We start from the raw sequence: 26,778 nt of genomic DNA on the forward strand, positions 1-26,778 counted from the left end.
GTGAAAACATTTTTATACTAGTGCTTTTTCAAACTGTTTTTCTGTTACTCTATCGGCGGCTTCAGCGGTTGTGATGCCTTCTGATTCGGATAGGGCAAAGACCTCTTTTAACCTGGCCGGTATTATGGAGAGCTTTCTGAAAACCCTTTCGACACTGTAAGGCATTCCAGACAGTTCCTCCGCAACGTTTATAACTCCGCCGCCGTTTATGATATAATCCGGAGCATACAGGATCCCCCGATCCATTAATCTTTTTGCAAAAATCTCATCCTTCAACTGGTTGTTGGCGGCGCCCGCTACTATCCTGCACCTCAGCCGCTCTATCGTATTTTCATTTATCACCGCACCCAGGGCACACGGTGAGAAAATATCGCACGGCACATCATATATCTTTTCAGGCTGCACTATTTCAACTCCCAGTATTTCCCGAGCGCTTCTAATTCTATCCGGATAGATGTCGGTCGCTGTCACTTTAGCTCCCGATTCGACAAGCAAACGGGCCACTTCCATGCCTACATGCCCCAGGCCCTGCAGCGCTATACTTTTGTCTTCAAGGTTATCTTTCCCAAAAACCCACTCCACAGCGGCTTTTATCCCCAGAAACACACCGTAAGCCGTCATAGGCGACGGATTTCCGCTTTTTTCGGCAAGGCCCACCACATGCGTGGTCTCCTGCGCTATATAGTTCATATCTTCCTCACAGGTCCCCACATCTTCCGCCGTAATATATCTTCCTCCAAGGTTTTCTACAAATCTTCCAAAAGCTCTGAAGAGTTTTGGTGTCTTATCCCTGTTCGGATCGCCAATGATTACGGCTTTACCTCCACCGAGGCCGAGCCCCATTGCCGCGTTTTTGTAAGTCATCCCCCTGGAAAGGCGCAGCACATCGATGAGCGCTTCTTCTTCACTCTGATAATCCCACATTCTTAAACCTCCCAGAGCCGGTCCAAGTGTTGTCGAATGAATGGCTATAATGGCTTTCAGGCCTGCCGCCGGGTCGCTGCAAAAGACTACCTGTTCATGTCCCTTTTTAAAAGTCTCATTGAAAAGCTCCATAAAATCTTCCCCTCTTTATTTACTAACTTTATACAGTAGAATCGACACTGGCCATGAGCATGCCCAGGGCTATTGAATAAGCTTTGCTCTCGTCGGAATCGGCCCTGGAAGTGAGTATCAGCGGGACTTTTGCCCCCGCTACGATGCCCGCCACTTTAGCCCCAGCAAAATACACCAGAGATTTATATAATATATTGCCGCTTACCAGATCCGGAACAAGCAACATATCGGCTTCCCCATCCACAGGCGAAACTATGCCCTTATGCCGTAAAGCTTCCTTTGATATCGAAATATCCAGAGCAAGGGGACCGTCCACTATGGCGGAAAGCCCGTCTCTCTGGGCCATTTTACACAATACCGCTGCGTCTACGGTAGAGGAAATGTCGGGATTTACCGTTTCTACAGCCGAAAGAACAGCAACCTTCGGCCGGGTCGTTCCAAGGCTTTTTGCCACGCAAAGACCGTTTTTCAGAATTTCATATTTTTTGGCAACGTCCGGATTGATATTCATGGCAGCATCGGTAACCATAATAAGGCGTTCAAGTGCCGGACATTCAAATACCGCCACATGGCTCAACAGTCTGTTCCCTACCAGGGCTTTATCTTTTGAAACAATCCCCTTCAAAAAATCCCTTGTTGAAACAAGCCCTTTCATCAGCATGTGAGCCTTCCCCTGCTCCGCCATGTCTACGCCGATTTCGACGGCTTCAATGGAGTCTTTTGCATCGACAAGCTCAATATCGGCGCAATCCATTTCCAGAGATTTAATCAAAGGCTCTATAATTTCCCGCGAACCAATAAGTATGGATTTTAAGCGCCCGGTTTTCATAGTGCGTTTTACAGCCCTGAGCACATCCGGGTCTTCAGCCTTTATAACGGCCATAATTTTCACTTGCGATAAATCGACGCTTTCCATCAATTCTTTCAATCGTTTCACACCATCACCCCTCAATTTGAATGCGAATACGAGTCAGGGAACGGCTCTCAGACTCAACACTCCATAATCATCCACTTATGTATCCGCTTACCCTGACAATAGAATCATATTTGCATATTTCGTACCCATTTTCATAAATTAAAAAAGCCCATAAATTGGGCTTTTGGTAAATTTTTAAATGCAAGTCTTTTCAGACCGTGCATTTTTTTGCATGCAATTATCGGCATGGGGTTTCCTGCGCACCCACTATAAATTATATTTCTTCAATTTGTAAAAAAAGTTCCTTATGGAAATACCCAGGAGTCTTGCGGCTTCGCTTCTGTTTCCGTTTACTTTTTCAAGAGTGGCCTTTATTATTTCTTTTTCGGCTTCTTCCATCATTTCTTTCAACGGCTTTATATATTCTATGCGTTCAGCCGGCTTATTCTTTACCTCATATGTGTCCATATATAACTGCGGCAAATGTTTTTTTTCTATTTTAATGTCACTAAATTTCATGTTTATCATAGCTCTGCCGATGACATTTTCCAGTTCCCGGATATTCCCGGGCCAGTCGTATTCCTGAAGATATTCCACAGCTTCGTCGGATATTCCCTCCACCGCCCTTCCGTATTCCTGGTTGTATTTTTTTATAAGGTGCGCAATCAAAAGAGGCAGGTCTTCTTTTCTTTCTCTCAGGGGAGGAATATAGATGGGAACAACATTAAGTCTGAAATATAAATCCTTTCTGAAATTTCCCGCCCTTACTGCCTTCTCCAGATCGATATTTGTGGCCGCAATAACTCTCACATCGACGGGTATTGGCCTTGATTCTCCCACCCGGATTATCTCCTTTTCATTTAAAACCCGGAGCAGCATTGCTTGATGGTTTAAATTGATTTCCCCTATTTCATCCAGAAAAATGGTGCCCCCATCGGCCTCTTCAAAAAGGCCTTTTCTTCCGCCGCGCCTTGCTCCCGTGAACGCGCCGTCGGCATACCCGAAAAGTTCGCTGCCCAGCAGGCTGTCTGTAATGGCGGAGCAATTTACCCTGATAAACTGGTGGTGTCGCCTCGCGCTCTCGTTGTGAATGGCATGTGCAAAAAGTTCCTTGCCGGTGCCGCTCTCTCCCCTCAAAAGCACGGTGGCGCTGGTATCGGCCGCATTTCTGGCGGCTTCAACGGCTTCCCTAATTGACGGGCTTTTGCCAACTATATCTTCAAAAGAATATTTTGCCTCCAGATGGCGCACCCGGCGCTTTATCAAATCCAATTCTTCCGTAAGGCTTTTTATTTCGGATACATCATGGACCACCGCGACGCTGCCCCTGAGGCACTCCCCCACCATTATGGGTGCGGCGTTTACTATGACTTCCTTCTTGTTGGGCCCCACCAGCATAGGGACCCCCTTCAAAGGCTTGCCGGTCTTCAAAACTCTGTAGTGCACACTTTCGCCCTCGGCGATATCCACTGTAGCCGGTTTTCCTATAACGTCCTCCTTTGTCAAACCTATCAGTTTTGTGTAAGCCTTATTTATGAGTATTCCCCTGCCCTCCACATCCACCACCGATATGGCATCCTGGGTAGAATTTATTATAGCTTCCAGCATGCTCTGAATGTCCTTCAAATTTGTAATCTCTTCGGCCAGATGTTTGACTTCGGTCATATCTTTAAAAATCGCCACCGCTCCGGCCACACATCCGTCTCTGTCAAATACCGGCATGCGATTTGTCAGAATGGTTACATTATCTATATGTTGAAATTGATTAACCTCGGGTTGGGCGGTCTCCAAAATGATATGAAGCCTGGTATTCGGAACAATTTCCGAAACTTTTTTGCCCAGCACCTCGTCCCTTTTCAATTTCAGCAGCTTTTCGGCAGAATTGTTTATAATAGTGATGTATCCATTTTTGTCAACGGCAATCAGGCCTTCGCTGATGGCATCCAGTATGGAAATGAACTCTTCAATGGAAAGCATGGCGCCTCTCCTCATAATTTATATATATTACTATTCTACATTTTATAATATTTCCCTGCTTAAAAATACCAGTTTAAACTGTATAATATTACAGAAAATAGAAAAGACAGATACTGCGAAAAAAATGAGGTGAACGATTTGCGGATAATAGAAGCCACAAAAGGCGAGGTCATAAAAGGAAGGGATGTTTATCCCTATGAGATAAAAAATGACAAAGTCCATATAAAACTGCCGTTTTATGTAAACTTGAAAAGATTGACGGACATCTTAAAACAAAAAAATTACTTCGTAGCCAGCGATCCTGAAGAGATGGATTCACAGGGATGGGGGAAATGGTACGATGCGGAAGGTTATTATCCCTACTGGATATATGAGGAAGACCACTGTCATTATTTTGCATTCCCTCCAGAAGATTATAAACTGGTCCCGGAACCTGGGGCATCTCCCAGGCATATACCCGTACTGGGCACCAGAGCGGTAGAAGAATTTTTCCGCTGGCTGCCGGTTTTAAAAGAAGCGGCTCTCAAAGGCGAACCTGTCCATCTCCGAGAATGAGGTATTTTACCGTGGTGAGCTCCTTTAAACCCATCGGACCGCGGGCGTGCAGTTTTTGTGTGCTTATGCCTATTTCGGCTCCGAAACCGAATTCCCCTCCGTCGGTAAATCTCGTGGATGCGTTCACATAAACGCAGGCGGCGTCCACCCGGGAAAGAAACTCATTGGCACTGTCGTAATTTTTGGTGACAATGGCTTCCGAATGAGAACTGCCGTAACGGTTAATATGTTCTATGGCTTCATCGATGTTTTTCACCACTTTGACCGCAAGTATAAGGTCCAGATATTCCGTAGCCCAATCTTCTTCGGAAGCGGGTTTTATTCCAGGGAATATTTGACATGTTTCGGGGCATCCCCTGAGTTCCACTCCTTTTTCCTGCAGAGCGTTCAGAGCTTCAGGCAAAAACTTGCCGGCTACCGCTTTATGCACCAACAATGTCTCCGCAGCATTGCAGACCGAAGGTCTGCTTGTCTTGGCATTTATTATGATATTTTTTGCCATTTTCAGGTCCGCACTTTCATCCACATAGACATGGCAGTTTCCCACGCCGGTCTCTATCACCGGAACCGTGGAATTGGCCGCCACGGCCTTTATGAGGCCGGCGCCTCCTCTGGGGATAAGAAGGTCGACGTATTCCCTCATTTTCATCAGAGCCATAGCACTTTCATGCCCGGTATCCTCTATGAGCGAAATTGCACCTTCAGGAATCCCCGTTTTTTTCGCCCCCAGAACGAGGGCAGAAACTATGGCCTTATTGGAATTTATAGTTTCGGAACCTCCCCGGAGGATTACACTGTTCCCCGCTTTCAGGCAGATGCCCGCCGCGTCGGAGGTAACGTTGGGCCTCGCCTCATATATAATGCCTATAACGCCGAAGGGAACATGCGTCCTCATGATGGTAAGTCCGTTGGGACGCTTTATCACTTCGCCCTGACCCACCGGATCAGGAAGGTCTGCCAGGGCTTGCAAGCCTCTTGTCATACTGAGGATACGACTCTCATTCAGTTTCAAGCGGTCTATCAGCGCTTGGCTCATGCCTTTTTCTCTGGCGGCGGCAATATCCTTTTCATTGGCTGACAATATCTCCCGCTTCGCCTCCGACAGTGATTCCGCCATTTCAAGAAGAGCCCTGTTTTTTACATCACCGGAAAGTTCTGCAAGGACTCTGGAAGCCTCTTTTGCTCTTTTTCCAATTTCCCAAATATCCACAGTATTACCCCCGTTTCAAAAAGTAATAATGCATGCTCTTGAATACCTTGTCTAAATCATGATAGCCCGATTACATTGTAATTTTTCTGAGGCACGAAAAAAGTACCGGGGTTTTTCCCTTCCAGCACATCATATATTAATTCCGGATTTGTCCCGTCTATTATTGCCATAGCTATCCCTGCGCGGGTGGCTATTTTTGCTGCGAAAATCTTGCTTTTCATTCCGCCGGTGCCGAATTCAGACCCGCTCTCCCCTGCCAGCGCTTCAATCTCAGGAGTTATGCAGTCGACTACCGGAATTTTAACGCTACCCTTTTTAGACGGGATGCCCGTATACAGCCCGTCTATATCGGAAAGCAGAATTAATATATCCGCTCCGATGAGCCTAGCCACTACCGCCGAAAGGGTGTCGTTATCCCCGAACACTATTTCGTCCACCGCAACAGTATCATTTTCATTTATTATTGGAATTATGTCAAAATCAAACAGCGTCCTTATTGTGTTGAGGGCGTTCTGACGGCGGGGGCCCTTTTCAATGTCTTCTCTTGTGAGCAGTATCTGTGCCACCGAGGTGTTATATTCCGAGAAAAGTTTTTCGTAAAACTGCATGAGTATACCCTGACCTACCGCCGCCAGCGCCTGTTTTATTTTTATGTCTTTCTTATTTTTAATCCCCAGTTTTCCCGCTCCGACACCTATTGCTCCGGAAGTCACCAGAACCACATTTTTCCCACGGTTTTTAACATCTACCAGCACTCTCACCAGCTTTTCCATCCGGGCTATATTAAGCCTGCCGTTATCATGGACCAGCGTTGTTGTTCCAACTTTAAATACTATGATGTTGTACGCAAAATTGCCGGAAAAATTTATTGACGGTATATTTTGTTCGTTGCTCATTGTTCCCGCCTCGCTTGCTGAATTTATAAATATACATAAATATGTATAATTATAACATCATGTGTTTAATTTTACAACTAATTTTCAGGATTGTATCTTTAATTTTGTGTAAAAAAATATAAAATGATTATAAAAGAGAAGGTGTCATCCTGGGACATCGCATAATCCCCGTAGCTTCCTGCGGAGCTTATGTGCCCGGCGGTCACTATCCCCTGCCTTCATCGGCACTAATGTCCATAATCCCGGCCCGGGTGGCGGGGGTCAAGAGGATAGCCACATGATCGCCTCCATCCAGAGCTACAGGCACCATCCGTCCCGCAACTCTTGCTGCTATGGATATAGCCGGCTCTACCGAAATATACTGTATGGGAGGCGCGCAGGCCATTACAGCACTGGCCTTCGGCACAGAAAGCATAGAGCCAGTAGATATCATAGTAAAGCCCGGAAATCAATGGGTCAAAGAGGCCAACTGCCAGGTGAGCGGCACGGTAGGAATAGATTTTCCGGCGGGTCCCAGCGAAGTGCTCATAATAGCCGATCACGCCGCAAACCTCAAATTCATAACGGCGGACCTGCTGGCGCAGTCTGAACATGACCCCCAGGCCCGGGGGATACTTATAACCACCGATGAACATATTATGTTTCCGGCACCAATCACATTCTCCCAACAATGAAAGCCTCCCGCTACACTGGGGAGTATTGGTGGGAACGTTTATCACGATATCAAGCTATCAGAAGATAACACAAGAAAATGCAAAACTTCTTGCCCTCGCAGCCTGCCACATGGCGGAACTGGAAGGGCTCTTCGACAAATTGGCGGCAGAGGTGAGAAACCTCTCGGAACACTAATCTATAAAATTTTCAGGACTTATCCACTTGAAGTAAAATAGCTGCAAGGCGGTTGCAAACGCAGGAAAAACTGAAAGCAAGAAGTGATTAAAGAAATAAGTTTCAACATTTTTGGTATAATAAGTTTGTAAAATTCAGGCAGGTAGTCCCCTTCTCTTATTAATAAATATGAGACCGGCAGGTTTGATTCCTGACGGTCTCATGTGATGCCAGTAAAGGCGGTGTGAAGAAAAAAATGTCCCATCAGAGAGGGGGCGATGAGAGATGAAGCAACTGTCTTCACACCTGCCGACATCGGCATCACTAATATTATACCGACTCCGTCTTGTATAATGCAGACAATACAAGAATTAATGCATTTGGCGTAGTCTTATCTCAATTTCGCGCTGCAAACGCGCTAATACCGTATCGACAGAGAGCTCACTTTTGCGCACCTTCATGCTGTCCGCCAGACGGCTTGCAGTATCTTTTGCCGCCCATGCCAAAATTCGCGGCACCGAAAAGTTGGCTGTTTTACCCCCACTCGCCACATGGCACTTAAAAAGCAAATCCGCACTGAGCATCTTAAGAACGTCCCTCGGCAAATCTGTTACCAGAATCTCCTCTCTATCGTTGTATAAAGAAGCAACTTCACGAAGAACGGGCCCGAAAAGCGGTCTTTCCCCTGCAAACTTGGCCTTGACATCAAGGAGATTTCGAATCACCAAAAAATTCAGTATCTCCTGCGCTCTGGCGGCGCGTAAATTATCACGTTCGACTCGGTCCGCCGCAATATATGGGGCAAATTCCTCCCCTGCCATCCGTTCCAGTTCTTTTCTGACCGGTTCGACTTCAGTCTCCGTCAGGGTCTCCTCCTCTAAAAGATGCAGGTCCTTTAAGTCACTCCATGAGCGAATCAATCGAATCTCGCGCATACCACCGGCCCCACGAGAGGCAACCGCATAACCGACCACCTCAACACCATCCATACCGGGAACTGAAACTACAATTCGCCGAACGCACCCCGGGAGATTGAATTCCTCCAAGTGCTTTAAAATTGCTTCAAAATACGGATCTCCGTATGAAGCAAAATGTATACGAACTTTACCATCGGACAGACCTTCTTCATAAAGCTCGCGCGAAACAGTAAGCACAGTTCCATTTGGAATACCATCTATGCCGGATATTTTAAATATAGGCTTATCAGGCTCTTGCGACGCTACACATCCCAAGTTGCGCAAATATTTCGATCCGCTTAGCGTCTCCCATATCGCCGGCAGATTTACCGGAGCGCGCTGCCGATCATCCGATCGGTTCATACGCATGTAGATCTCATAAAGTTCTCGCGGATTAATTTCCATGGACTCCGTGTGCCTTCGCTGCAGTTCGATTCGTTCTCGAGCGCGCGCCTCAAGTTCTTCGGGTGTTAACGTTCCTTCGGCCAGTTGACGGAAATCCTCCGGTTCAACGGGAAGAAGGGATATTTGCTGCGTACCTACTATCATATTTGCCTCAGTCAGACGAGACAGCAAGCGTTCGTACACAACCCATTCCGCGCTGTCGGCATAGCAGAGATTAAGAATGTAGATGTCCTGGTGCTTTTGCCCGATTCGATCAATTCGCCCGATTCGCTGCTCGACTTTCATCGGGTTCCAACCGAGATCGAAATTGATAAGCCAATCAGCAGTTTGCAAGTTAAGGCCTTCCGCCGCCGCGTCCGTACATACGAGCACATCGATTTGACCCCGGAGGAACCGTTCCTTTACTTCTTCACGGTCTACAGGTATCATTTGGGCACTATCTGGATCGAAATATTCCGCTCCCTTTCCCGAATAGGTACCGATTAGCATGCGCGGGTCTGCCTGGCGAAGCCGGGAGACAATATCCTTGAGGGTGTCGTAGAAACGCGTAAATATAACTGTTTGACGAATACGCCCATTATGCCGGTCTTTACGCTGGTCAAGCACTTTCAAAAGTTCCTGCATTTTCGATGATGGCCCGGTTAAGTCGGCCATGTTGTCGAGCATCTTCTTTAGATGCTCCTGCTCCCATTCCAGGTCGGCCTGAGTCCTGTTTTTTAGCAAAGACACGGCAGCCATCAGGTCATCTTCGTCCTCACCTTCATAGACCAGATCTTGCAGCGAAGAGACTCCTGTCCCTGATTCATCTTCTTCCTGAACAAGCTGATGACGGAGGGTGGCTTCGACCTTGCGCAAACGTCGCTGCAGCGTCTCCCGCAGCGCGTATAGGCTGGACGCAAACCGGAGCCGCAAGAAGCTCAACAGAAAGCTAACCATTTGCTGAGCCTGATGATCTCCGTGAGTGCGGATTTGCTTTGCCAAACCCTCGCAATATTTCTCCAGTTCATCGTAAATGAGCTTCTCCTGCGGTGTAAAAATTATACGGGGAATGGACAGGATGTGACGTCGGGCGAGATTTTGTCGTAATTGCCCGTGGTCTCGGTAGATCTCCAGCAGCCGTCTTGTATGCCTGAGCATCACCCGTGAAAGCGGGGATACACTGAATAGTAAGCGATACATCAATTCACGATCTCTACCTCGGGGAATTCGCCCGTACTCAAGCCATTGACGTAGAGTTGTTCTGATGCGTCCGTCTATAACACTTTCCTCAACAAAGCGCCAGAGCAGGGGATCCTGTATCTGGACTGCTTTTACAACTTGACGCAGAAATTCCCATTCCTTCTCCCTGAGTTCTTGGCCGCGTACGAGCCTGCCAAGAATTTCATAATACTGCAATGTTAATGATGGGTCGAACTGAAACGCCCCTACACGATTGGTCAGCGCCAGCAGGTCGCATACCTCTACTGGGTTGATCTGCATCGGCGTTGCCGTAGCCAGCCACAAGCTTCGGGCCTTCTTGCGCAAAAAGTCTTTTACACAGGTATAAAGTTGCCCGAAATCCGGATGCGCCTCGGAGCCGCTGGCAGGATTCCGCCGCCGAACTGCGTGGGCTTCATCCACCAGCGCTATGTCGAACGGCTTTGCCCGGGAAATGGCCTCCGCTCGCTCGCGACGGGCGAGCAGTCCCGTCGAAACAATAACCAGATCAGGCTCGTAAATTGAAGTCGCCGTTCGATTTTCGTTAAAGGGAAAAATATATTCATGAGAGGTCTCCGGCATGGTGCGCGCCAGACCGAAGGACAGCAGCATTTTCGACGCCATCTGGCGATGCCACTGCCGTGTAAGGCTCGCCGGTGCGGCAATAAGGATACGCTTCACAAGGCCCGATAAGTATAAAGAACGAAAAGCAAGGCCCGCCTCAATAGTCTTTCCGAGACCCACTTCGTCGCACAACAAGTATGAGTAAGGCCAAGTTTCTATCAACCTCCGAACGACGATAGCCTGATGAGGCCATGGCTCTACAGGAGCTGTTTCTGCCCCGACAAAACGTCCGCCTGGCATTTTCGGTGCGTCGCGAAGTATGGCAAACTTCAGCCGTTCCATCGCCGATGGCGGTTCCACTATCCTGGGTGCTGCACTCGTGCCGTCTACCTCCATTGGAAAGTCTATGCCTTCCGCCAATCGGATAAGGCGGCGGTGAACGGCCTCCGGCAAGGTCATCACCGGCATGTGGGGAACCCTGCCATCCCATAATTTTTCAAAGGACTCTACAGCTTCGTCAACGCGGAGGCGATCCGTCTCGCCCCACCAATCGCAGTGGATGTCAATATTTTCTGCATTGAGCATAAGCGCGGTCTTTGATTCGTTCAGCGTCCCTGACCCGTACAGGCGGTTGCCAAATTCATCATGCATAATGAACCATTTTTCGTGAACATAGCCGTCGTCCACAGCATCAAAAGGAAGCGGCTCACCGGTCTCCCTGTGGACCCGGAAAGCCACACGCACCTCAAGATAGCCATGGGCCACCATCCAGGCAAGCAGTGTCACGCCGTTTCGGACGCCTTCTGGCCAAGTATCAAGGCGGTCGAACTCACCATTTAACTTTGCCGCCAGCCGCTCTTGGTCTCCGGCTAAAATAGCCTTCACGTCCTCGGGTTCAAGGTCGGCGCCGACAATAAGGCGCATTTTTCCCCCTCGGCCGACAAAGGCGGAAAAGCCCATTGATGCGGCGGCCAGGGAAGACGAGCGGAAATAGCCGGCTACGCGGTCGTATCGCACCGCCAGGCGAAGAGCGGGTACGTAGAAATCATGTAACATATCTACAGGCCGACCGTTTATAATAGTTGAAGATGTTTTATAAGAAAGGAGCCATCGGCGGGACCGCAGACCCTTATTTTCCAAAGAGGCTTCATTTAGGCCAATCATGTTATCCCCTCACGAAAAAACTTCTGATTCATTTAAGGCCGAACAGAATTGCCTCAGCCTCTTGACGCAGCTCTTTATTGGGCATTTTTGCCGCCCAAACTGAAAGCAGGTCTAAGATTTTCTGTTCCTTGCCCTCCGCGTGTTGGCTCAGATACACACGGGCAACGGGTATGTCACCTTGTCGGTAAGCAAGGGTCAGCCCATGCAGAATATCCCATTCGGTCTGAGGATTGTCTATACGTTTCTTATTGCGTTCTTCCGGCAGGGCCAGTCGCAACTTGGACCCACGGCGGAGTAATGGCGCATGATAGCCAGTGTCCTCAGCATTGGAACGTTCATTTCGTCTTACCCGATTTTCATCATTAATCCCGATTATCCGCCCTTCTACATTATATCCGGCGGCCTTGACTTCCAGACTGATATTAAGTGAACGTGAGAGGTTCAGCGCCTCATCATAGGGAAAATCAGCCAGGCCGAAAATACCGTAGAGCGTCAAAGCCACGGCTGCTTCCGGGTTGAGGTCATGTACCTGCAGGCGCCCATTCGTCAGTCGTGAGATCTGGTATTGGGCAACCACTGCGCTGGCCTCGTTCATGGCACAGATGGGACTGACCGGCTCATCGCCATCCAGTACCGGCCAGTTTTCGGAAAGTACATGGAGCGCCCGACCGTAACTTGCCACCATTTCATCCACCGGGTTCAGCTTGAGCGGTTCAAATTCTTTTAAGCCCTCACGAACGGCCTCACGTACCCGCTGAGCGACCCCGGTGCCGCCGAAACCGGTCCAGGTAGCGGGTGTGTTATTTGCTTCCTTTCGTTTGCGGCAGGTCAGGAAAATAGAACTAGCGGCTGCAGCCATTCCTTTTTGATGAATGGATTCTGCCGCTTCAGATTCGACCGGCATCGACGATGTAATAGTCCAGCCATTCTCAATCAGTGAGCGTGTCAGCGCCTCCCAGGCCTCCTGTGTCTTGTGAGTGAACATTATGGTCATGATGCCCTCATCTTTGAGGACACGGCGGCACTCAGCGAAAATTTCGCTCATCAGGCGTTCGTATTCTTTAGCTGCTCTGGCAGCGGAACCATCCCTTGCCGGATTGGCAACGGCTTCGTCCGTCTTGTTGGTAAGCCGCCGTCTAAATATGGCCGGATACAGATCTTGTAAGGTGCGCCGCTGCCAAACATAGAAGTAGTCAGACAGTTCCGCATACTGGACGTTGTTGTAATAGGGTGGGTCGATGCATATAAGGTCAACCGAACGATCGGGTATATTCAGATGGGCAGCGGTGCTGCACAGAATGGTAACCGGGGGAGCCTCTCCATCCAGTTTTTCATGAAGCGGTGCCACCAGTTCTGCTATGCCTTTATATGCATCAACTACCTGCGATAAAGCCCATGCCGCACCGGAATAGGGACCCGCAAAAACCATTTCGCCAAATGTCCACTTGAGTGAAAAGTCATGGCGGCCAAAGGTTCCCTTTACAATTCCTCGAGTATATTCCCAACGTGTCTGCTTACTGTTGTAATCCAGACATTTATCGATCATAAATTGAAGATATGTAATCACAGCCCGGCCGCGCTCCTCGCCCAGTTCCTCCAGGATTTCCGGTTTAAGGCGGTTAAGCTCTTCTAACATGGTAAGGTGCCCCAGGAGCTGACGCGGGGTGAACAAATCGCACCAGCGCGTCATGCCATATATAACTGGCCGCATATCGTTTCCTTGCGGGATGTTTTCCGTCGGTATAAGCCCCTGCCGTTCCCATTCGGGCCAGCGCTCTTGAAGGCGCCTTTCGGCTTCCGCCAGGGCTTCAAGGTCCCTCTCGTTGGGCGGCCGAAAGAATCGTACCTTCTCAGTCTTGATTTCCCCGGCTCGTTCACCGCTGGCATAGCGCTCCGGCAGGCCATTTCTGTCCAGTTTTGGCTGGTAGCGTACGGCCACGACGCAGTAAAGTCTGTCCTGCCATCTGCCGTGCGGTGATTCGCCCCGCGCCTGGGCTTTAATTTCATCGGCAGGAATGGCCTGACGGCAGTGGACGCATAAACCGACGCCGTCCTTTACCGTGGCGAAGTTTGGATCTTCACCGTTCGGTCCGCGGTTACCCGTGATGCGGTAAGTCTCAAACCGGACCTTACCGCCTCTCTTCCGGCCGTCGGTGATAATCCGCACACCCCACTTTTCGCCTTCTTTTGAAAGCCAGCAGGTATTTAAAAGCGGTGCCTCACCGCCGCAATGTGGGCAGGTAACCTGACGAGCGTATAAGTAATCCACTACATTTTCTTCATCATATTCAGTTATCAGTTCCGAACAGTTGCTCAGATGTGTTTTTAGAATCTTCAATTCTTCCTGAGGTAATGGTGAGGTACAATTAAATAAATTATCCATTTTGGTATCCAAAGCATCAAGTAACTTTTTACCCCATTTTTCGATGTCATTTAGCAACTCTAAACCATAACGGGTAGGATAGTCCAATGTAGCATATAGGATTACGGTAGCAACCGGATTTAAATCATTTGCAATTACATTGTACCCCAGTCGTAATGCCTCAAATGGTATGGAACCACCACCAGCAGTAGGATCGAGAACAGTTATATTTTTACTTATTGAAGTCAGAGTAGCATTAGCATTATGCACATAAGCACGACTGTAACTATAAAGATCTTCATCGTCCCATTTAAAATCCTCACCAATAACATTCCTTACCCGCTCTAATTTTCGGAATTCAATTCTCTCATTCACATGCGCCGGGTCCGCAGCTACCCGTCGGATCTGAATGCGATCGCCTTTTTTCGGCCAGGGTTGGGGCAGGGGCTGAGAATCCTTTGCCCAGCGTATGATTATGGGATGATTGCATAGTTCTGGGGCGGAGTCACATAGTTTTTTGATTATATTTCTATTTTTTTCTCTGCGTTTTTGTTCTCTTTCAATTGCCCTGAGAACTACATCATCCACAAATAACCATTCAGACCCTGATTCGTCGGTTTTAATGTAATTTTGTATATCCCCGACAAGTGTCCACGGCTCACCGTTGACTATTGCCTGCACCTTTTCGATGCCCAGCTGGCGAAGGAACCAGTCAGGATCCGTTCCGGCGGGCAGGAGAGAACCTAGGATGGCGGCGCGGCTCGGCGTCAGCGGCCGCCGCGCCCACCAGACGTGGAGAAAATAAAGTGGTGGGAGGGCTGAGCTGGCTCCACGTTCCCGCTGCGTTTCTGCCCCCACCTGGTGGCAGGGAAAACCCGCTTCGATTAGGCGGACGTCGGTTTTGTTCGTGCTGTCACGCATATCTTCATCCCCCTATCTTCGCAGCTTTTCCAGCATATGAAGGACCGCCTGGTCCCCGGGCTGGCCCCCGAGCATTATGCGCATACCTGCCTGCGCCCACCGGTTAGCCGCCTCACCGTATTGAGTCACCCGGCTAAGCCAGTAGGCGGCTTCTTCGCGGCTGAAGCGCTCCACGCGCCAGGCGATAAGTTCAACGCGGTCCATTTCTTTTACCCGTTCCTGCAGTTTAAAAATAAGCGACAATTTAATACCGGCCTCCTCGTCCAGGGGCAGATTCCCCCGGAATGCGATGCGCCCATTATCGACAAACCGCTGCAGGTCAAGCGGAACCCCTTTATCATCACACACGCCGCCGAGAATAAGTCGGATTACAGGTAAACAGCGGCGCAGGGCCTGGCCGTACAGCAGCCCCCGGTCTTTCAGGACTTTTTTACCCGTACCCCTGTCGTTTTTCTTCTGGTCTTCATCAGGTGAAAATCGCTCCTTGACCACAAAAACGGGTGCAGGTTTGTCCTTATATTCGGTTATCCGAAGGACCCAGGGAGCCCGTACCAAAAGCGGTTTGATGCGTTGCTGGAAATCTCGCTCCAAGTCCCAGTCAGCAGTAGATTTCTGGTTTGTCATTTGTATCCCTCACTACATTTGTTATCATTATCATTTCTTGAGCTCCTGGATGAACGGGCAATCGTCATCGGGGTCAACGATCTCAAGAAATCCCTCCGTATGCTCTCCTTTTGTTACAATTCCATCCAATACCTCAAATAGCTCGCCCAGGGCTTTCATGGAACCAGGAGTGACGCCGCTAAGCTGGATTCGGATCGTGCCACCTTCAGGAAGCTCAAGGTCTACCAGATCCATGCTGTCAATTGTTGTTCTGGCTCCCCTGTTATAGATGGCGCCCAAACGCCGAAGGAGGGGAAGAAGTTTTTCGGCTCCTTCTTTGCCTGAAAGCATAAACGTGCGGCGATTAGCGGTGACCCATCCCAGCTCAGCAGCCTTTGCCGGTGTAATCAGTACATCTCCAGGCTGAGGGGTATAAAGGGCTGCACCGGCTCCCTGAATGAGGTCGGGTTTTTCTTTCTGGTCCGGTGTGCCACGGAAGGCCATCAGACGGCCGTTTTTTACGAGCGCCACTACTGCTTCTTGAAAATCCTGAGTTGGGACTTCTCCGTATTTATCCTCAAGGTTCCTTGACACTTCCTTCACCGTAGCAACTCCGCTTTGGCTAACAGCATAAACTACACCTTCTCGTACCTTGGCTGAATCAACTTTACGGGGTTCGGTCCAACCGCGCTGATTTGCTCCCTGCATGGTAACGAGGCTGTAACCCGCTCCAGCCAGGTTAATTCCCATAGGGATCTCGTTGTTCCGGTGGTAGAATTCGGCTGGCTTCACGCTGTCCTCGGCGCCCATTCGGAAGACACACCATACGCCCTTTTGAACCCCGGCCCGTATAATCTGCTCAAAAACCCCGGAGTTCTCCAGTACCGGCCAGTTTCGCACACAGGCGAAGTTCTCACGCAGTTTTTCCAGCGTTACAGTGTCACCATGCTCAAAGAAAAGCTTGCTCAGATTCAAAAGATCCGCCTGGGTCGTGTTTTGGCTGGTTAGAAGCTCGCCATCGCTTATTAATACTTGGCGTATTTGCTCTATAAAAGGCAGCCCGCCCTCGCCTCCGGCCGTCTTTATCTCTTTCCGGATGATGTGCCCTGCTGTTGAGGGGTAGTAAAGGCTGGTATAGAGGCCTGAAACGGCAGTAATTAGTGCCTGCTCTCTCTCACGATAGCGTTTTTGAAAATCTTCGTCCTCCAGACGATGAGGATTGACGCCATAGCTCTGAGGTTTTTCTATTAATACGCGCATCGCTAACACCTGACGAGCGATGCCCTCGATCCGCTGCCGGGCGTCCTGTGCTCTACTCTGGCTTGAGAAGAGCTCCTGCTGACAGTTCGTATCTTTTACAGTAACGGTTTCGGGGACAAGAAGAAATATAAGGTTCTGCTGTTGCCTGGGTTTATTAACACCCTTGGTGGTCACTATAACTTCAACATCCACTGTCTCTGCAGTAAGGGAAACGACCCCCAGCACCGGTCTGCCTTTCCCGTCGGGTAAATGCTCAGGCAATGAGACATCGTGTTCAATGTGGAATAGATCTGAGCCTTTGTTTATGATCTTTCGCGCCGTGGCCTCCAGCAGCCCCTTCACCTGATCTGCCTTTAGAGTCCTTCGGATTCTGGCAAGTATGCTGTTGATTGTCGGCTCTTCACTTGCGAAGTATTTTCCTTGTTCGTAGTGGAGGTAAAAGGCGCTTTCATTGATCTCCTCCAGTGCCGTGCGAACCTGTGGCGGGGTCAGACCGGGGAAAGATACACTAAACAGAGCTTCAGATTCGGTAATTCCGAATATTTTGGAGTCGATGCCTTCCTCGCGTCCTACCAGACTGTGCAGGAATACAGTTTTCCATGTGTACTCATAGAGAGGATGGCCCTCGGGGTGCGGATTGCGCCGGTCAGCTAGTTCCGCATTGCTGTGGCCTCCCTCAAGTGCGCCTGTATCGACGCTGCCCACATCGGCGTTGAGGACGAGCAGCAGGTCCGAACTACCTGTCCGGCCCAGGATCTCATTGACCACTCGATCCGAGCGAAGGTCCAGGTGACAGGTGTGAATCATGGGTACATCCTGCTGTTTCAGCCATAAGCTGCGAATAGCCAGGGCAAGTACCCGCAGGACACCCCGCGTGCCCTGAAAATTCTCGACACTGGCAAGCTTTTTGTTAAGAAAATCCACAAGGGTTGGATGAAACGGATAATTGGCGATCATACGGTTTTTAAAATCCTCACTGGCGGCCTCGTCGGGAAGCATATTGGCATTTCGGCGGTACATCCGCATATATTCCTCAGCGGTCTCTCTCGCAGCGTCACGGTCTACCGAAGAAAACAGCCGCTTGGTGAGGACGGAGGATATCTCCGCAGCTTGTACCGGCGTGATCTGAACGGCATCACGAGCCACTACGCTGGCCACACCTCTTACAGCTTTTTCGCCAATTCCAAGAGCATCATCTTCACCCACCTCTTCACCGCGCACCTGGCTGATGAGTTTTGCTAAAAGTTCCGTCTGCCTGGCAAAGGCATCTGTTGCACTTGCCAGTGTAAGGATGATCGCAATACCGGGATGATTGCGGGCATAACTGTGAAGCCCCATTAGAAAAGCGGCAAGCTGGCTTGTACCATCAGGCCGGGCCGCTTCAAGCCGCGCAGCATACTGAGCCAGCTCATCCAGCATGATAATTACCTTTTGGTCTTTCAGCACCCTTTCAAAATACGTTTTGCCGGGTGCCGCATAAGAGGTAGCCTCCTCTTCTACTTCGCGGTAAAGCCTTTCCCCACCGATTTGGTAAGCAATCTCACCCCAGAGTGTGTAAGGCACCAGCATATTGCCTTTAGGCTTATGTACGGGGATTTCGTCACCCGACACGCCAACGACAGCCACTGAACCCGGCTCTGGAAGAAGCTTTGGATCAATTATATCCTGGACAACGTCGCGCAGGTCCGTACCTTTATACGCTATATGTGTGCATGCGATCAACGTATGGGTTTTACCGCCTCCAAAGGCCGTTTCCAACCGGTGAATAGCCGGAACCGTCATATCGCCCGCAATTCGGCCAAAAACTTCTGTCAGAGTCAAGCGAAGACCTTGTGTAGGATACGTTGCCTCACGGAAGAAGAGTTCCGCATTAGTGTAAATACTGTCAATAATACCACGACCGGTGCGATAATACTCGATGATCGGGCTGAGCGACGCCGTGAAAACTTCAGGGTTAAATGTACCCGCCAGAATCTCGGAGCGCGGCTTGCATGTATCCCGTACCGATTTCACAGTTCATCCTCCTATTCTTATTCAATCCCCCAACATAGGGTCTAGCCCAACTAAAATAATTAAATATAAATTAGTTCTATAAAACTTCATCAATTTCCTCCAAAAAAAATAACAAAATCGTCGATTCAAGCTGGAATGGCAATCTCACAAGATTTTGACCTAGGCTAGGAGAGCTTTTGTGGGTTTAAACCTATTATCCAACTTTTATGCAATTAATGAAAAAAGAATTAAGCTAGTTCCCAAACTCCTGATGGACTTAATTCAGCAGCTTTTATTATCCCGCTTTTTCTTAACTGTGTAGCAGCCCATCTTATATCATACTGCCAGGTAAAAAACAAATCCCCTGAGTTTCTCAATTGATTCTCATAATTTTCCCACACATATTTGCAAACATCAACAATAGAAGCACAACCATTATTAGCTTTTAGAGCTTTTAATAACCAATCACATAAATCATCTCTATTTGCCATAATGACCTCCTCCTTTTAATGTCGAACTTTTGAATCTGTTAATATAAAGTTATTTCATACAGAAATTTTATTTATTAAACCTCTATTTTTATTCTAAGGCTAAAAACAAAAAGCCGCATTTTTAAGAATAAAATAATTTTTTTCGGTCTAAATAGAGTTTTCTAATCTCTTGTGCACAAGCATAAGGATTATTAAAAATTGTCCTGCTCAACAACTCAAAATAACCCATACATGAGTATGCAACCAGTTTGCTTTGATTGTATCCTTCTAAAGCTTACGCTTCGCTATGGTATTTTAAGCAGAATCAACCGTTTGTTCATAAAGACGTTTAATATCTTCATCGGTTCCTACAGGTGGTGTCAGCAGAGTTCGGCTAAGTTTGCGCTTAGATTCAATGAGTTCATGTAGGCGTATGTCAAAGCTATGTCTATCTAAAGTCGGGTGTATAGCCATCGGGTAGTAAATATGAACTTCTTTATTTTGACCAATTCGATAAACTCTGTCTGAACATTGATCCTCAACCGCCGGGTTCCACCAACGAGATAAATGGATTACATGATTAGCGGCCGTTAATGTTAGACCTACTCCACCGGCCTTTGGCGATAGAATCATAACATCAAAACCGGACCTGGATTGAAATTCATCAACCCTTCGTTTGCGTTTATCCCCAGATACGCTGCCATTAATAACTAGTGGTGGTGATTGTAATTGGTAGCGGCGCTGAAATATAATTTGCAAAACACTTTGTAGTTCGATGGATTCCAAAAAAATAAGAGCCTTCTCACCACGTTTTTTTATTTCGTCAAGAATATTTACTGTCTGGACTAATCGAGCAGAAGCTGAAATGAATTCGTTGTCGTCAATATTTTCATATTGGAGGGGGTGAAGGGAGATGTTTCGCAGGCGATGTAGGACTTCTAACATTGCACCCTTATGTCTTTCACTATTTTTCGCGTCTCTGATAGTTTCCAAATAAAGTTCTGCCTGAATTTTGGGCATAATCGCCTTGCATATATGTTCGTATTTTTTTGGTAAGCCCGAAAGATGTTCCCCTTTTAAACGGCGAAGCATTGGTTTTGGATGATTCGGCGGTTCGGGTTCAGCATCATCAATCCTACTCTTAAGTTCCAATAAGGCACCGTTTTCTTGTGCAGATTGATCTTCGTAAGTCTTGCTAAATGATTTAAGGTCTTTTAGGTATCCAGGTTGGACAGTATCCATGATGCACCATAAATCAGCTAACCTGTTTTCTACCGGTGTTCCAGTTAAAGCAATAACAAACTCTGAATTCATAGCCTTTGCTGCCTCAGTCATTAATGCTCCAGGGGTCTTAATCTTTTGAGCCTCATCAAAAACAATGACTCCCCAACGAATGCGACCAAAGCTGTGTTGATAGTCACGCAAGGTTTCATAAGTAGTTAATACCCAATCGGCTTCCTCAAGCGCCTTGTAAGACAAGAGGGGTACTCCTTTGGACAATTCTCCCCGTTCTCCCAAAGTAACTGAACGTTTGAGTGCTTTTAATCCTGCACCGTAAGCGCGAATAAGTTTGCCCAGGCCCGGTTTACTTAGATGCTTATTATGTTCGTCTTCCCAGTTTTTTAATAAACCGGTGGGGGCAACCACCAGGAAAGGAGCCCTTGGTATTTGACCAGAATTCATTAACTCTTGAACCCAAGCAAGAAATACCAGGGTCTGCAGGGTTTTCCCGAGTCCCATGTCATCAGCCAGCAAGGCACCAGGACTTCCTTTGCACCAGTGTTCTTTCAGCCATTGCAGCCCTTTTATTTGATGAGGTTTAAGGCGATTAAGATCGAACACTGTAGGGGCAGACGTTATATTTGCGCGGCCTGGACGTGGTGGCCGTGTGTAATCTAAAGTCTCTAGATTATCTTTTATCAAGAGTACGGTTGGTCGTTTGGGTTCTTGGCCTGATATAGTTTCGGTTAGAATGTCGAGAGCCTCAAGGGTTTCCTGAGTGGCAGGAATGGGTTGATCTTGATAATTAATCTCCGATTTGCCGGCCTGTATAGCTTCCTGCAACTCCTCGCGCAGCTTTCCCAAATTCTGACTATCAATCCGTACTTCCTTTTCACCGATCCGAACCCCCATTTCTTCAGGTGGAAGCCAGGGTTCTCTGGGACGAATAATCCAAGGGAGTACCTTAGGTGTCCAAAGGCCAATCTCTTTGACACGTTCCCCGTATGCAGGTGGTTCATGAAACAATTGGTCTAAGAAATACTCTAAATCCTGGTCTGGCTGGAGTAAAGAATCCATTACTTCTCCAAGTTCTTCGCGTAAAGCTGCGTAAGGATTCATTAAAAAGGAGCGACGTTCAGATTCAGGTGCATCAATTTTTTTGCGCACTACGGATAGAGCCTTCTGAAGTGGTTTATCGATAACAAGATACCATCCTCCGCCTAGTGCATAACGAGAACGACTGTCATAGAACTTACGAAATTGATTGGCAAATGTTTTCTGATATGCCTCGGGAAGAATTTGTTTAACGGAAGATAATTCATTCTCAAATTGAACTTCATTAGGAACATTTGCAGAACTAACTTCTTTGCGAATAAGAACAGGGTCAAAAGTCAATTCACCTTGTTCATTCAGGTAAACGTCTAATGTAAATGCTGTGCCCAGAACCACCCTCATGTCTTTTAAATACCTATCAACCACGATATTGTCAGATATAAGCTCTCTAATCTTTGCCCATTTTAAAAACCGCTGTTCTATATCCATCGGTGGAGCAGCGTTATAGTTTTCCATAATTAAAATCAATGAATAAAGGGGTTCAGCCAAACGATAAGAAAGCCCAGCAACCTCAACAAATGCCCCTTTAATTTTTGGACCGATTATATTTCTACCTCTATTATCAACCAAGCGCCACAAAAATTTAAAACTTTGTTGGTCGATTGTACCTTTTCCTTGTATTACTAAGTTATAAGGCGCAACTGGTGGCAGGCCTAGCATCGACGCCTCTGTTTCACTAAGGTTGGCAATAACGCTGTGAGGCAATAGAACCGCTCCGTTAGAAAGTTCCTTGATTCGTTCTTCCTCCAATAGCCGAAGCAAAATCGGGATTGCAGATTTAACTTTTGAAGAAGAAGGGGCTATTTCATAAGCCCATTGTTCCGGCAATAGAATTTGACAATTTCGGGTTATTGAAAATTGCACGCCGTCAATTTCAATTGACCAGTTTATTTGGGTTTCCAAAGATGGTCACCTCTATATCAAATTAAATCATATAGTCTCGCGGCGTAATCTTGATATTGGTATACTGGTAAATAAAGGAAGCTATTTTGCTCTGCCAATAACCTCTATCGGAATAAATATGTTTAAAGCTCTCATCTTCTCCGTAAGCAAGCTGCTCTCGAGTATAAGAATTTCTATAAAGAGGGGGTGCGTAGTTGTTCCCATGGACCCATATTCGGCAACTACCATTGTGACTCCATTCAGCCACCGTTAAACCTTGAATCTTTAAAAGGAGGACAGATTGATCGGAAGCTCCTTTAAGGAGGCCATAGGACCCTCGACGGTTGGGAAGCCACTGTCTGGCTAATTGATAAACCTTTGTCCCTAAAACGATCCAGGCATCATCTATATAATCTAAATATGCTTTCCAAAAAGCACGTCGGTACCTCCAATGACGATCAAGAGATGTAGTATCAAGTAGAGCAAAAAAGTCTTCAATAGCCTCTTCTGCCAACCAGCGCAAGAGTACATTTTGAGCTGCTTCCGATACCCCAGCCCAGGCACCCACTTTCAGCCTAGGATGTCCCATTTGCTCCAAAAGGAATTTTTTAATTAAGTTTTTGATATCAATTGGTGGAACATTATTGTCAAATGGCATTAGAAGCGTTTCGGCAAGACGAGCTTTTTCTCTGGGAAAACGCAATTTGCCTTCCAGCGTTGCAAATTCTATTATTCGTTTAAGCTCGTTCATTGATAGTCTATCACAAAGATTCTTCTTGATCTTTTCCAAAGAATAAAGAAAAACTGACTGCAAGAAACCCCCTCTAGCAAGTTCCCCAGTTAACCCGGCATTCTTTAAAAGTTCTTCTATAGATTCATTTTCTCTTTTATAGATTAGGCTTGTAAATTTGTTTATATCATCTGTTTCCAAGAGGTGAAAATCATTGCAGCGTTTCTGCCAAGCTTTAATTCGATTAGAGACCGTTTTCGCAAGAAGATAGGCTATCCCCCGCCGTAAATCCTCAAAAGAGTTGATATTTTGAGGATAGTCACGTAAGAAGACGTGAATCAAAGCAGCGATAACTGACGCTCTGGGGCGCTGGGCGACGATATGGAAGTATTCCCGTAAAAACCTACTATCTTCTCCTAGCCATGGCCTTTCTCCAAGAAATAAAACATAAGGTGCTCGCTTTAAATGAATGTAGGCCACTCTGTCTAATTTGTGTCGCGATAACCATGCTTGTCTTAAGATTCGCAAGGTCTCTTCGAGATCGTATTTCGTTGGCTGTTTTGGTGTAATGTCGCTAAAACATTCCTCCACAATTTTACAGGCCTGTTCGAGCTTAACAGGACGCTCTGGAAAACGTGGCAATGGTGGTAGAACCCAGGTCGTAACCAATTCACGTAACATAATTTTGTTATTGGACATCTCGGCTCTCTCCTGTTTTCTCAAGTTCTTCTTCTATTATATTGACTGGCTCAGGGACCTTAGGAGTGGCCATTATAAATCTAAGATCTATGCGGCGGTTCATTTGCCGGCTGGAATCATCGACATTAGGAACTACCGGTCGCTGGTCAGCATATCCGCTCACACTAAAGATAGGTTGACCTGCAAAATTTTGCAGTTGTTCCAAGCTCGGTTCCATACTTATTAAAGCCCGGTATGTTGTAATAGCACGTGCGGCAGAAAGTGTCCAGTTATTGGGAAATTGCGGTGTGTTTATTGGGAGGTCGTCAGTGTGACCTTCAATAAAAATTGCTTCTAACTTACCCTGGTACTTTGATTCTTCGCTATTGGCACTATCTTCCTCAGGACTACCAGTATACAATGGTAAGACATTAGCTAAAACTTCTGCCAATATTTTTATGTTTTTTTCTCCTTCCGGTCGAAAAGTTGCGCTTCCTGACGGGAATAGTATGGCTTCCGGCAAATGCAGAATCCCCTGCTCCAAGTCTACCCTAACTAAAACACCGCGTTTGGATAAAGAATCTTGAATTTCTGCAAGAAGTTGTCGTCTAACAGCATTTGCATTCGTCAAGTTTTCAATGGTAATCCTCTTCTGCTCCTCGGCAATACGATTTTTTTCGCTGGCATCTTTGAACTGTAAAACAAATACCAACAAAGTTAAAATAAAAACGAAAATTAATCCAGACATTAAATCACTAACAGACACAAGGTAGTTGTCGCCAGCCTCTTCTTGGTGAACATTAATACTAAACCGATTGAACATATAGAATCACCTTCTTAATTTCTCAGACCGATTTAATATAAGAATCGCCATCTTTTTGTCGTCTCGGATCAACCAGGTCTTTTACCGTGTAGTTTAATTCCTCTATATCTTCGCTTAATTCACCTAAAGCTCCGGATAGCTTTTGAATTACATCTGATAGAAATTTTTCCATCTCCATTATAAAACTTCTAACTTGCTGAGTATAGGCATTTACCCCATTGTCGATAGCTTGAAAAGTCTTCCCAAGTTCTTGATCAAGGCCTTCAAACCGTAACTCTTGGCTTTGCCAAACACGGGTGATCTGTTCATTGTGGCGCTGTAAAGCTTGCGATGACTCATCAAATTGTTCGGAAGACTTCTGCAGAGTGGCCACGCAATTATCTAATGCAAGGGTTAAAGACTGAAGTTCTTCATGCGTTTTGGTAATTGTATTGAGCATATTTCCCAAGCGGTCTTGACTCTCTCTAAGCATTAGTAAAGAACTGGCTATTTCACTGGTTGTTTCCTTGGAAATGGAACGCCACCAATCACCTATTTCCGTAACCTGGTAAACCACATTTCCTGCTTTTTCTATACTGGCACTTAGTTGGCCTATTGCATCCTGGAACACTTTGAAATTAGAAATGAAGAGTTTGGAGACATCTTCGGCACCTTGTTGGAAAGCTACAAGACCTCCTTCTAGACTGGCGACAAAGCTTTGACGGCCTTTATCTATGGCTTCGGAAATATTCAAGAGTTCTATGTTCAAATTCTGAATAGTTGATGACAGTAATTCAATCTCTTTTTGGGAAGTTCCTGTAATCTCTGAACGAAAATCTCTAATCGTCTCTTTAAATTGGCGTGAAACATCTTCTGCCCCCTGTTGGAATACTGCAAGTCCGCCCTCTAAACCTTTAAGCAACCCTTCACGGCTTTTTTCAAGGGTATCACCGATAGTTGTAAGGTTTTTCATAAGTTCTTTCATTGTATGTAGAAGATCTTTCATTTCTGTATTGGTTGCCTCACTAAGTGTAATCTTGAAGTCGTTAACCATTTGCCTTAGTATCTCTTCATTTGTTGAATTACGGTCAGCTCTCAGCCCATCTACTGTTTGAATCAGCTTATCTAGTGCAGGTACTAGTCTGCCTGCAAGTTTCTCATCCAAAGCTTGAGCTATAGATACCGCCAATTCATTATTAAATCTTTTTAATTCACTTGTTTGTTCAAGTGAATTATTGTACATTTTAATTACTAATTGTTCCGGGGTAACTGAAATAATCAATTTATTAAGATAACTGCGTAAAGTTTCAAGCTCATCATTTAATTGTCTTATTCTATTTTTCTCGCAAATGGAAAATGCAATGGAGCAAAAAAGCCCTCCAATACTTGTTAGAAAAGCAGTGTCAGCTCCTCCAAGTAAACCACCGAGTGATTCTCGCATCTGTATTATGTCATTTGAGGCAAGACCTTGTTTTGCAAGAAATATACCAAAAACTAAACCGATAAAAGTGCCTAAAATTCCAGCTCCGGTCAAATAGTTTGGAAAGGCATTGTAAAAGCGCAAATTGAGTCTGGGATGAATAACATTTGCCTCGCTAAATAGCATTTCTGCCCCAACACTTTTTTGTATAACAAAGGGTTGGAAATCTGGTTCAGGTAAGATTAATATTTCATGGAATTGTTTCCAGAGCTCACCTATCAGTTCGTGATTATATGCCCATAAATTAAACTCTTCGAAGGCCTCTGCAAAACTTGTGGGGTTTTCATAATCTTTCAATTTTGAATTTACTTGTTTTAGTTGAATAAGAAGCTTCTTAGTCTCACCAAAAAAAGTTATGAAATGATAAACAGCCCACGAAACTATGAGTGCAGAAATAAATATTGCACCCTGAAAAGAAGCCGTCCACATTGCTATTATGCTAAACATTTAGCAAACACCACCTTTGATAAATAAACTTAATCAAACTCAATTTCATCAATTTTTATTTATCAATAGTTATATGTTGGTTCTAAACTCTCC

General features: G+C 46.6%; 15 protein-coding genes and 1 pseudogene. 2 read left to right on the plus strand and 14 right to left on the minus strand.

Annotated elements, in window-relative coordinates; all coding sequences use genetic code 11:
- Positions 1–12 precede the first annotated feature (12 nt).
- From AC6I1H_RS02590 to AC6I1H_RS02600, 3 genes are all read right to left on the minus strand, one after another.
- Entirely contained in the window at positions 13–1,056 is a 1,044-nt protein-coding gene (locus tag AC6I1H_RS02590) for a Glu/Leu/Phe/Val family dehydrogenase (protein WP_497739470.1), read from the minus strand.
- Between the two features lie 28 nt (positions 1,057–1,084).
- Positions 1,085–1,993: a bifunctional enoyl-CoA hydratase/phosphate acetyltransferase gene (locus AC6I1H_RS02595; RefSeq protein ID WP_497739471.1), complete on the minus strand. Its 909-nt coding sequence runs from the start codon at positions 1,991–1,993 to the stop codon at positions 1,085–1,087.
- Positions 1,994–2,239: 246 nt separating this feature from the next.
- Positions 2,240–3,949 carry a sigma-54 interaction domain-containing protein gene (locus AC6I1H_RS02600; protein WP_497739472.1) on the minus strand — a complete coding sequence of 570 codons (1,710 nt, stop codon included), beginning with the start codon at positions 3,947–3,949 and terminating at the stop codon, positions 2,240–2,242.
- 138 nt (positions 3,950–4,087) lie between these two features.
- Between AC6I1H_RS02600 and AC6I1H_RS02605 the strand changes: the two genes are divergently transcribed.
- Positions 4,088–4,504 carry a hypothetical protein gene (locus tag AC6I1H_RS02605; RefSeq protein ID WP_497739473.1) on the plus strand — a complete coding sequence of 139 codons (417 nt, stop codon included), beginning with the start codon at positions 4,088–4,090 and terminating at the stop codon, positions 4,502–4,504.
- Here AC6I1H_RS02605 and AC6I1H_RS02610 read toward each other — a convergent pair.
- Both AC6I1H_RS02610 and proB read right to left on the minus strand, forming a co-directional pair.
- Complete coding sequence (locus tag AC6I1H_RS02610) at positions 4,473–5,714, minus strand: glutamate-5-semialdehyde dehydrogenase (RefSeq protein WP_497739474.1); 1,242 nt, start codon at positions 5,712–5,714, stop codon at positions 4,473–4,475. The genes AC6I1H_RS02605 and AC6I1H_RS02610 overlap by 32 nt on opposite strands.
- Positions 5,715–5,770: 56 nt before the next feature.
- A complete protein-coding gene (gene proB / locus AC6I1H_RS02615; RefSeq protein ID WP_497739475.1) occupies positions 5,771–6,610 on the minus strand; it encodes a glutamate 5-kinase in 840 nt (279 codons plus the stop codon).
- A gap of 140 nt (positions 6,611–6,750) precedes the next feature.
- On the opposite strand from proB, the pseudogene AC6I1H_RS02620 reads away from it, so the two are divergent.
- Positions 6,751–7,459: pseudogene (locus AC6I1H_RS02620) on the plus strand (histidinol dehydrogenase); the annotation flags it as partial.
- Between the two features lie 350 nt (positions 7,460–7,809).
- Here the strand turns inward: AC6I1H_RS02620 and AC6I1H_RS02625 are convergent.
- From AC6I1H_RS02625 to AC6I1H_RS02665, 9 genes are all read right to left on the minus strand, one after another.
- Positions 7,810–11,724, minus strand: a complete 3,915-nt coding sequence (locus tag AC6I1H_RS02625; RefSeq protein WP_497739476.1) for a helicase-related protein — start codon at positions 11,722–11,724, stop codon at positions 7,810–7,812.
- Positions 11,725–11,752: 28 nt separating this feature from the next.
- Positions 11,753–15,007, minus strand: a complete 3,255-nt coding sequence (locus AC6I1H_RS02630) for a DUF1156 domain-containing protein (RefSeq protein ID WP_497739477.1) — start codon at positions 15,005–15,007, stop codon at positions 11,753–11,755.
- 12 nt (positions 15,008–15,019) lie between these two features.
- On the minus strand, positions 15,020–15,631 hold the full coding sequence (locus tag AC6I1H_RS02635) for a DUF7680 family protein (protein WP_497739478.1): 612 nt from the start codon (positions 15,629–15,631) through the stop codon (positions 15,020–15,022).
- A gap of 30 nt (positions 15,632–15,661) precedes the next feature.
- Entirely contained in the window at positions 15,662–18,883 is a 3,222-nt protein-coding gene (locus tag AC6I1H_RS02640) for an ATP-binding protein (protein ID WP_497739479.1), read from the minus strand.
- Positions 18,884–19,110: 227 nt separating this feature from the next.
- A complete protein-coding gene (locus AC6I1H_RS02645; protein ID WP_497739480.1) occupies positions 19,111–19,353 on the minus strand; it encodes a hypothetical protein in 243 nt (80 codons plus the stop codon).
- Positions 19,354–19,647: 294 nt separating this feature from the next.
- The gene (locus AC6I1H_RS02650) at positions 19,648–22,569 is read right to left on the minus strand and encodes a DEAD/DEAH box helicase (RefSeq protein ID WP_497739481.1); all 2,922 of its coding nucleotides are present in this window, start codon (positions 22,567–22,569) and stop codon (positions 19,648–19,650) included.
- A gap of 22 nt (positions 22,570–22,591) precedes the next feature.
- Positions 22,592–23,977, minus strand: coding sequence for an EH signature domain-containing protein (locus AC6I1H_RS02655; RefSeq protein ID WP_497739482.1), 1,386 nt, complete (start codon positions 23,975–23,977; stop codon positions 22,592–22,594).
- Positions 23,967–24,779 (minus strand): OmpA/MotB family protein, encoded by an 813-nt coding sequence (locus AC6I1H_RS02660; protein ID WP_497739483.1) that lies wholly within the window; start codon positions 24,777–24,779, stop codon positions 23,967–23,969. The genes AC6I1H_RS02655 and AC6I1H_RS02660 overlap by 11 nt, the downstream gene beginning before the upstream one ends.
- A 22-nt stretch (positions 24,780–24,801) precedes the next feature.
- Entirely contained in the window at positions 24,802–26,685 is a 1,884-nt protein-coding gene (locus AC6I1H_RS02665) for an anti-phage protein ZorA-like protein (protein WP_497739484.1), read from the minus strand.
- Between the last annotated feature and the right edge of the window lie 93 nt (positions 26,686–26,778).

It is taken from the genome of Biomaibacter sp. TOL (genome assembly GCF_059717795.1).

Coding starts and splice junctions, on each gene's coding strand:
- proB (WP_497739475.1), bottom strand. CDS start 6,610: ATGAGCAACGAACAAAATATACCGTCAATAAATTTTTCCGGCAATTTT.
- AC6I1H_RS02660 (WP_497739483.1), bottom strand. CDS start 24,779: ATGTTCAATCGGTTTAGTATTAATGTTCACCAAGAAGAGGCTGGCGAC.
- AC6I1H_RS02590 (WP_497739470.1), bottom strand. CDS start 1,056: ATGGAGCTTTTCAATGAGACTTTTAAAAAGGGACATGAACAGGTAGTC.
- AC6I1H_RS02630 (WP_497739477.1), bottom strand. CDS start 15,007: ATGCGTGACAGCACGAACAAAACCGACGTCCGCCTAATCGAAGCGGGT.
- AC6I1H_RS02600 (WP_497739472.1), bottom strand. CDS start 3,949: ATGCTTTCCATTGAAGAGTTCATTTCCATACTGGATGCCATCAGCGAA.
- AC6I1H_RS02645 (WP_497739480.1), bottom strand. CDS start 19,353: ATGGCAAATAGAGATGATTTATGTGATTGGTTATTAAAAGCTCTAAAA.
- AC6I1H_RS02655 (WP_497739482.1), bottom strand. CDS start 23,977: ATGTCCAATAACAAAATTATGTTACGTGAATTGGTTACGACCTGGGTT.
- AC6I1H_RS02665 (WP_497739484.1), bottom strand. CDS start 26,685: ATGTTTAGCATAATAGCAATGTGGACGGCTTCTTTTCAGGGTGCAATA.
- AC6I1H_RS02635 (WP_497739478.1), bottom strand. CDS start 15,631: ATGACAAACCAGAAATCTACTGCTGACTGGGACTTGGAGCGAGATTTC.
- AC6I1H_RS02625 (WP_497739476.1), bottom strand. CDS start 11,724: ATGATTGGCCTAAATGAAGCCTCTTTGGAAAATAAGGGTCTGCGGTCC.